Origin of the sequence: Microcoleus sp. S13_C3 (assembly GCF_036700905.1) — a bacterium.
In the GTDB taxonomy this organism is placed as follows: domain Bacteria; phylum Cyanobacteriota; class Cyanobacteriia; order Cyanobacteriales; family Microcoleaceae; genus Microcoleus.
Genome location: NZ_JAUBPT010000125.1, coordinates 15,983 through 22,850, shown reverse-complemented (window position 1 = coordinate 22,850; position 6,868 = coordinate 15,983). Strand labels below are relative to the sequence as shown.

General features: G+C 46.9%; 7 protein-coding genes. 4 read left to right on the top strand and 3 right to left on the bottom strand.

Annotation, left to right across the window (positions count from 1 at the left end):
• The first annotated feature begins 217 nt into the window (after positions 1-217).
• On the top strand, positions 218-850 hold the full coding sequence (locus QUA16_RS26805) for a hypothetical protein (protein ID WP_333107316.1): 633 nt from the start codon (positions 218-220) through the stop codon (positions 848-850).
• 223 nt (positions 851-1,073) lie between these two features.
• Here the strand turns inward: QUA16_RS26805 and QUA16_RS26800 are convergent, their stop codons facing one another.
• Both QUA16_RS26800 and QUA16_RS26795 read right to left on the bottom strand, forming a co-directional pair.
• Positions 1,074-1,316, bottom strand: a complete 243-nt coding sequence (locus QUA16_RS26800; RefSeq protein ID WP_333107314.1) for a ChaB family protein — start codon at positions 1,314-1,316, stop codon at positions 1,074-1,076.
• Between the two features lie 201 nt (positions 1,317-1,517).
• Entirely contained in the window at positions 1,518-1,997 is a 480-nt protein-coding gene (locus QUA16_RS26795) for a YqhA family protein (RefSeq protein WP_333107312.1), read from the bottom strand.
• Between the two features lie 866 nt (positions 1,998-2,863).
• Here QUA16_RS26795 and QUA16_RS26790 point away from each other — a divergent pair.
• On the top strand, positions 2,864-3,850 hold the full coding sequence (locus QUA16_RS26790) for a hypothetical protein (protein ID WP_333107311.1): 987 nt from the start codon (positions 2,864-2,866) through the stop codon (positions 3,848-3,850).
• Positions 3,851-3,922: 72 nt separating this feature from the next.
• Entirely contained in the window at positions 3,923-4,726 is an 804-nt protein-coding gene (locus QUA16_RS26785) for a DUF4142 domain-containing protein (RefSeq protein ID WP_333107309.1), read from the top strand.
• Positions 4,727-5,181: 455 nt separating this feature from the next.
• On the opposite strand, the gene QUA16_RS26780 is transcribed toward QUA16_RS26785, so the two are convergent.
• A complete protein-coding gene (locus QUA16_RS26780) occupies positions 5,182-5,550 on the bottom strand; it encodes a Lin0512 family protein (protein WP_333168719.1) in 369 nt (122 codons plus the stop codon).
• Positions 5,551-5,864: 314 nt separating this feature from the next.
• Between QUA16_RS26780 and QUA16_RS26775 the strand changes: the two genes are divergently transcribed.
• A complete protein-coding gene (locus tag QUA16_RS26775; protein ID WP_333107306.1) occupies positions 5,865-6,779 on the top strand; it encodes a branched-chain amino acid transaminase in 915 nt (304 codons plus the stop codon).
• Positions 6,780-6,868: the final 89 nt, after the last annotated feature.

The window sequence follows — 6,868 nt, the reverse complement described above, 5'->3', positions numbered from 1 at the left end:
TCTCATTCTCTCCCGGCGCGGTGGCTCTAGTTCTTCTTTTGCCACCGTTCTCATCTTTGGCTAGTCTAAACTACAGTTATCTGCTGCGATCGAATAACTATTACTGCCGGCAGATTATCCAATTAACTAGATTAATCCGATTGACAGATTGCAATTAGAGCGATTGCTGGTGAGATAGTAGCTAAGCAACTAATTGTAAATTTTAATAGTGTCAGATATGACCTTTTTTAATTATTCAGTTCCCCCTCTGCGCCGGAAACCGCTTAACATTGAGGTTCAGGATTTAGAAGGGCTTTGGCAGGTTCAGTTTTCCCTGGGCAAAGATCGATTTTATTCACAATTTTATACTTGTCTCGATCGAACTTGCTTGCTGTGGAGCTTGCTGTTAATAGCCATGTTCGGCACAGCACAATTTTTTTCTGTGAGTTGGATGCTGCAAGCCGGTTTGTGGTCAGCGCTCAGCCTCGTAGGTACAGCAGCAATGGTAAGCATGACATACTCTTGGGTCAAAATAGAACGCCTGATTTGGGTGCTTTACGGTTGGGTAATACTAATGTTATTAGGATTGCTGCTGACCGATTTAGCAATTTTTCTCTGTTGGGAAAAACTATTGGCAAATCTCTGTCCCCTGTGGTTGGGAATGAGCGGAATTGGGTATTTTGGGACTGGATTTGCAGTGCGATCGCGCGCGCTTTTAGCTGCAAGTTTATTTCACCTGTTGGGGATTTTGATTGTGCCTTACACGGGCGATTGGTCTTTCCTATTTACGGGAACCGTAATGGTATTTAGCTTGCTCGTTTTAGCCGAATTGCAATGGGATATGCGGCAGCCGATTAATAGGCTCGATTAACTTCTGTACCACCGCGATTCCAACAGCTATCAACGTCAAGCATTAACCACAAGTGATGAGTAGATTGCTAATGACTCATGAGATCATGCCCGCTAGAATAACGTCACTGCAATTGGTTGGTAGTAAGGATTCTTCGTTATCATCACAATTTGAGGAATGAAGCCCTCACTACACAACGGATAGGGGTTATGTTAGCGGACACGATATTACTAATTGCTGATAACTAATTGCCACCAGACTGTACAGATTTGCGGGTTTGGTTAGTATCATCACCCTTGTGATGCCACGTGCCACCTTCGCCTTGAACGTATTCAGATTTTACGCTGTTCCAAGCAACGCTACTAGCACCATCGGCGCTCATTCCATCTTCACTAGCGCTCTTAAAAGCCGCCTGAAAAATTTGTTTCGCCCCTTGGGGGAGTTCTTGTGCTTCTGAAGGTAAGGTATCAAATTGTTGTTCTGGCATAATGACCTCTAATTATTAAACATAAATTTAATCTTATATACTAGAAGCCACTACTTTCCTCTCTCTAAAAGCAAGTTTTAGAGCGCATTTTTATCATTCTGAGGACAGATGTAATATTAAATTTATTCTGATCCGACAAGGCAATGGGCTTGGCGTTGCTGGTTGGGGATGATTTGGGTAATTTCCCTCCTCAAACAGCCATTAATCTGACTTCGGCTTTTTCACCTGCGAACTTAGAAAATACGTCAGCGCAGCGATTACTAAAGCGATACCCGCTCCCAAGGGAAGGATGTTCGTCCCGCCGTTCCACCGAACTACCTCAGAGAGAAACAATACACTCAACACTACTACAATCACGCTGGTGAGTTTGGTTTTCAGGTCATCGATGGTGTGAATTTCCAGCCAGTCTGGTACTTTGATGCGCTCGTCAATAAACAGCTCGTAAAGTCCGAGTGCAGTAATGTAAAATACTGTGGCGAGGAGAAACAAATCTACTACTTCGATGCAAGACAGAATCAGTTTTTTCGAGTTTTCGCTGGAAACTGGTACTGTAGCTGTGTGGCCGATGGTAATGACCGTTTCCAGGGCACCGTAGAGCAACAGCGTCACAGACGCTGCAAAAGAACCGAATACAGCGATTAACATTAGATAGCGACTTCTGGCAAGAATTCGATGCAGCATAGTTGATCTCCCCTTGGAAAATGTGTTAGAGAACAAGCGCTCTCTGGCATACCTGTGGCTTTACTATATCAGAGTTTGCCCGATCGCACTCACAAGGATTTCTCACGAGTGCGCCGCCGCTGGTTAATTTAATCTCGCGCGGGCCCGACTCGGATAGCCCTCAGTTCGCCTTGCTGTTTGAGGCAACTCAAATCCAAGTCAAAAGCCTTGCTGTTGCAGGGTTGTAGGTGTTAGGGCGACTCAGAGCGAGCCATCGGGCGTTTTGAGAGAATTTAGTTTCCTGAGAAAGTTTGATCTGTATGCTACCAGGGGCCAAATTGCCAGCAGCAAGTTAAGGAAAAATAGCGCTCAAAAAAATTTTAAACTAACTCATCTGGCGGAGCGCTAAGCCAAAATTGACGGTGAGAAAATCAAGAATTTCTGGCTCAAAGCCCCAGCAGCAAGGGAAAATTTATAGGAATATCAGCGCGCTTGTCTCAGAAACACGGTTGATTCCTATATGTCTCGTTACTCAAGCAAAAAATTTTCAGCTCAACCCGGTTTATATCCCCGGCGCGCAAGTTTTGATTTAGCTAGCCGGCCGCCGAATCAAATATCATCCACCACCTGAAATACAACGCCATTTTGCCAAATATTCCTAAAGACGAATGGCGAAGTTGAACGATACGTAATAGCTTATAAACTATTAAGGCTGCGCTGTAATTGATCGGGGGAAAATAATTAAGGGAACGGGACTAAATTGGCTCCATTACCTTCATTATCCCGCAGCGAAGATTAGAAAATTTGCACGTTAGGCTGTCAATTTTACCCTGCGGTTTTGACATCACATAGCGATCGCAAGACTCTACGTAAAAGCAAGCATTACCATGAAATCTTCTAAATTGTTGAAAGTTGTTTTAGCAAGCGCTTGTACTTTAGGTTTAGCAACGGTTTCCTTAGCAGTGCCTGCTTCAGCCCAGTCGGGAGCAGGCGGTGCTGGCGGCGGTGCTGGCGGCGGTGCCGGCACAGGCACAAGCGGTACGACTGGCACGGGTACAAGCGGTACAAGCGGTACGACTGGCACGGGTACAAGCGGCACAAGCGGTACGACTGGCACGGGTACAAGCGGTACAAGCGGTACGAGTGGCACGGGTACAAGCGGTACAAGCGGTACGACTGGCACGGGTACAAGCGGTACAAGCGGTACGAGTGGCAGTGGCACAAGTGGTACAAGCGGTGCCGGCACAGGCACAAGCGGTACGACTGGCACGGGTACAACGGGTACAAGTGGTTTGAGTGGCACGGATACAACGGGTACCAGTGGCACGGGTACAACGGGTACAAGCGGTTTGAGTGGCACGGATACAACGGGTACCAGTGGCAGTGGTACAAGCGGTACAAGCGGTACGAGTGGCACAGGCACAAGCGGTACAAGCGGTACGACTGGCACAGGCACAAGCGGTACAAGCGGTACGAGTGGCACGGGTACAAGCGGTACAAGCGGTACAAGCGGTACGAGTGGCACAGGCACAAGCGGTACAAGCGGTACGAGTGGCACGGGTACAAGCGGTACAAGCGGTACAAGCGGTACGAGTGGCACAGGCACAAGCGGTACAAGCGGTACGAGTGGCACAGGTACAACCGGTACAAGCGGTACGAGTGGCACCGGTACAACCGGTACAACGGGTACGAGTGGCACGGGTACAACCGGTACAACTGGTACAACCGGTACGACATCGACGCCGGCTGATACTAATTCTGGAGTTTTGAGTGCTCGGCGCGATAGCCCCAACAATTTCGGGTGGCTGGGTGCCTTGGGCGCGTTTGGTTTGATCAACTTGTTTCGGAAAGGCAGTACACCCTCCCATCGGTAGTTTCGGGCGATTCCCTACGGGATAGTTTCGCACGCGCGGACTTTTGAAAACAACTTAGAGGCTTAGAAATTCATGACTTCACTCAATCGCAAAAGTTTGTTCAAAACATTGGTAACAGTTGCCGGAATTGCCGGCGTTAGTTCCTTGATAGCTGTGCCGGGATTCGCAGAATTAAACCGCCACACTCACGGCTTAAACCAGTCGGGCGATCGAGTTTTTGATCTTGCTGATAACGCTTCCCAGGATCGTACTACTCCACGCTCTCCTGCTACCGATCCGAACAACAATAACAATCCCGGCCGTTCTCCCGACAGTCCAACTACTCCGAGCAACAACAATCCCGGCCGTTCTCCCAACAGTCCAACTACTCCGAGCAACAACAATCCCGGCCGTTCTCCCAACAGTCCAGCAGGTGGCGAAACTTCGCCTAATTCTCTCAGCAGCAGAGACAGAACCTTTGTCATGCAAGCAGGTCAACTGAGTATGCTGGAAGTGGATCTCGGCCGATTAGCAGTGCAGCGCGGTTCTAGTGCTGGTGTGAAACAATACGGGCAAGAAATGGTTGAGGAACACACTCGGGCAAATCAAGAGCTGATGCAGTTAGTAATGCAAAAGCAGGTTGAATTGCCAACCGAGATGAGTACCCAGAACACAGGTTTGATGGATCGACTTTCGCGACTCTCGGGTACAAGTTTTGACACTGCTTACAAGCAGGCTATGATCGAGAGCCACAATCAGGCTATTGCTCTGTTTCAGGCTCAATCTCAACAGGGACAAGATCCCGACTTGAAGGCTTGGGCTACCCAGAAGTTGCCGAACCTTCAGGCTCACTTGCAAATGGTTAACCAAATGTTGGCAGATACCACCCAGCCCTAATATGAAATAGAGTCCGATCGCATAAAACGCGATCGGACTCTACCTTTCCTGCTCCGAGAGGGAACAGCAATAAATTCTTTTAAACCCTATAATTTTTGAGAAGAATGGAAGATTTTCTCCGCACCTTGTTGGGCAGCAATATTACAGCGACGTGGCTGTTATTAATCGTAGGGTTTTGCTGGATTGCTTACATACCCGGTCGCCTGAACAATTAAAAATTATCGATTAAAACTTCAAAATTAACTAGCTAGGCGCAAATAAACCATACCGTTGAACAGACTAAGTTATAGCGTGCCTCAGAGCCTCAGATTTTCTACGATATTTCATGCCATATCTCCGGCGCACCCTACAACTTAGTCTAAATTAATTATTTTTTAACAGACAGGCGTTCGATCGCCAGATCGCGGAAACAAGCAAGTGCGATCGGGCGATTTATTCAAACAATACAAAATTAATTAGTCCTCAGTGTCCACAAAAACACTCACAGCCGCCACAGCGATTAGCATTTCATCATTTTTATCATTCAGAGAGGCGATCGCCCTTCCTGGCACAATCATGCCCCCTTGCTCCACAATCAGAGTTTTGCTGCCGAAAGGGAGCACCGCCAACACCTCCTGTTCCCGCACCTGTTCCGGGTAAGGAACAGCCACCTTAACCTCAACAATCATCTGATTGGGGTCAGTCAAACCCGCCACTTCCCAGACGCCTAGGAGAGCATTGTGGGCGATCGCATTCCGTACAGCCCTTGCACAGGCTACAGTCGGTTCCTGCCCGTGCTGGTCTATACCCATCCCCATTTCAATGATGAAACATTTACGTGCCATTGTTGCCCCTTGGTTGATTTTTTGTTTGTAGTCGTTAGCGAAGCCCGCCCCTACGGGGGCTACGCCAACGAAGAGGATCGCACTTTTTCCCAAAACAATTATCAACCAAACAGACGGCTCTTGATATTATTTTATAAAGTGATATCACAACAAAAGAATAATACCAGTCTTCAAAAACAATCCAACTGTAGGCAAGCTTCAAACCCTTATGAAATCAGTCATTCTCAATCTCAAATCTCAAATGCTATAACTTATGGTAATATAACCAAATTCACCATTCCTCGCGGACTCATTACTCATCGCCAGCTTGAATCATGGATAGTTTTCTGCCAATTGCCTACTTTCAAAACCAATTTCTCCCATTTACCGACGCTAAAATTTCCATAGCCACCCACGCACTGCACTATGGAACCGGAGTTTTAGGCGGGTTGCGGGGAATTCCCGACCCCCAAAATGCCGATCGAATCTTGCTATTTAGATTAGACCGCCACTGTCAAAGATTAAGTCAAAGTGCCAGCTTCCTTCACTGCGATTTACCAGCCAGCAAAATCCAACAAATAATTATTGATTTTGTCCAGAAAAACCAACCAACCAAATCATTTTATATCCGCCCTTTTATCTACACATCCAGTTTAGGAATTGCCCCCCGACTGCACAACGTAGAAACCGACTTTTTTGTCTACGGATTAGAACTTTCAGACTATTTGCCAAAAGAAGGAGTCAACTGTAGAATTAGCTCTTGGTATCGGCAAGAAGACCGCAGTTTGCCCTTAAGAGGTAAAATTAGCGGCGCTTACATCACCTCAGCTTTAGCTAAAACAGAAGCAGTAGAATCCGGCTTCGACGAAGCAATTATGATGAACACTCAGGGAAAAGTCAGCGAAGCTTCAGGAATGAACATATTTGTCGCCAGAAACGGTAAATTAGTTACTCCCGGTTTCGAGCAAGATATTCTCGAAGGAATTACCAGAGACAGCGTAATCACAATCGCCAGAGACTTAGGAATTGAAGTCATAGAAAGACCAGTTGATAGATCGGAACTGTTGATTGCAGACGAAATTTTCCTCTGCGGAACCGCCGCGAAGATTACGCCAATTAAGCGAGTAGAAAACTATCACTTGCCCACAAACCGACCCATCACCGAAAAGATTTTGGACAAACTAACCGGGATTATCGAAAATCGCGACAACAAGTATAAAGACTGGGTATTTCCGATTAATCTTAATTAACCGAAAATACCTGTCGTCGTAGAAGCGAGTTCACTCGTGTACTCGTTACCAGGCTCTGCCTGGTAAAGCAGATCAGGAGGCTCGGCCTC

Coding starts and splice junctions, on each gene's coding strand:
- QUA16_RS26795 (WP_333107312.1), bottom strand. CDS start 1,997: ATGCTGCATCGAATTCTTGCCAGAAGTCGCTATCTAATGTTAATCGCT.
- QUA16_RS26785 (WP_333107309.1), top strand. CDS start 3,923: ATGACTTCACTCAATCGCAAAAGTTTGTTCAAAACATTGGTAACAGTT.
- QUA16_RS26790 (WP_333107311.1), top strand. CDS start 2,864: ATGAAATCTTCTAAATTGTTGAAAGTTGTTTTAGCAAGCGCTTGTACT.
- QUA16_RS26775 (WP_333107306.1), top strand. CDS start 5,865: ATGGATAGTTTTCTGCCAATTGCCTACTTTCAAAACCAATTTCTCCCA.
- QUA16_RS26780 (WP_333168719.1), bottom strand. CDS start 5,550: ATGGCACGTAAATGTTTCATCATTGAAATGGGGATGGGTATAGACCAG.
- QUA16_RS26800 (WP_333107314.1), bottom strand. CDS start 1,316: ATGCCAGAACAACAATTTGATACCTTACCTTCAGAAGCACAAGAACTC.
- QUA16_RS26805 (WP_333107316.1), top strand. CDS start 218: ATGACCTTTTTTAATTATTCAGTTCCCCCTCTGCGCCGGAAACCGCTT.